The following is a 944-nucleotide window of genomic DNA, read 5'->3' on the forward strand; positions in this document are numbered from 1 at the left end:
GCGTAGCGCTTGGCATCCTGCGCCGTGAAGAGAGCGGCGGCACTCTTCGACTCGAGATCGGCGCTGGCCTGCTCGATCAACGAGTTCTGCAGCGATATCTGGGCACGCAGATTGTCGAGCGCCGACTGCTTCTGCTGCACCGATGCCTGCGCGCGTTCCAGCGCCGCCTTGAACGGCCTGTCGTCGATGCGGATGACCGGCTGGCCGGCGCTGACATGCTGATTGTCCTCGACGAGCACCTGGTCGATATGGCCGGCGACGCGCGGCGCCAGCGGCGTGACATTGCCACCGACATAGGCGTCGTCGGTCGTCACCATGAAGCGGTTGGCCTGCCACCATTCGGCGCCATACCAACCGGCGGCAGCGATAGCGAGCAGGGCTGCGCCGAGCAGCAACGGCTTGCGCCGCTTCCTCGCCGGCTTCGGCGCTTCAACGACGGAGGCCTGCAACTCGGCCGGGGAAAGAGCCTTGTTCATCTGCTTCGCGCCTCTTCCTGGCCGCAGTTCTCGATCAGCGCGAGGCCCGGCCCTTCGCTGCTGAAGCGATAGCGCCGCCGCATGCGATCACTGGCCCTCGGCCCGGTGGCCAAGGCGAAGCCGCCGCTGTCGAGTTGCCTGCCGGTCTCCTTGTCGACCAGGACCGGATCGGCCCAGCGCCCGTCCGCCGTGTCGACCACGACAAGGCTCGGGCCCTCGGGCGCCAGGTGCCGGTTGCCCCAGGCAAGCAGCGTAAGCAGCACCGGCCGGAAATCGCGGCCCTTGGCCGTCAGCACATACTCATGGCGCAGCGGCCGCTCGCAGTAGGCGCGCTTCTCGAACAGCCCGCGCTCGACCAGGCTATTCAGCCGCCGCGTCAGCATGTTGGGCGCGATATCAAGGCTCTTCTGGAACTGGTCGAAGCGGGTAAGGCCCTGGAAGGCGTCGCGCAGCAACAGGATGCTCCAC

2 protein-coding genes are annotated in these 944 nt (G+C 67.4%); both read right to left on the minus strand.

Annotated elements, in window-relative coordinates; translation table 11 throughout:
- The coding region (locus tag EOA28_RS36985) for a biotin/lipoyl-binding protein (protein WP_148671166.1) at nt 1–476 on the minus strand (476 nt) is incomplete at its 3' end.
- Nucleotides 473–944 (minus strand): helix-turn-helix domain-containing protein (locus EOA28_RS36990; RefSeq protein WP_148671167.1); only part of this gene is annotated, 472 nt, incomplete at its 5' end. The genes EOA28_RS36990 and EOA28_RS36985, both read right to left, overlap by 4 nt.

The organism is Mesorhizobium sp. M2A.F.Ca.ET.067.02.1.1 (assembly GCF_004023285.1).
Classification (GTDB): domain Bacteria; phylum Pseudomonadota; class Alphaproteobacteria; order Rhizobiales; family Rhizobiaceae; genus Mesorhizobium.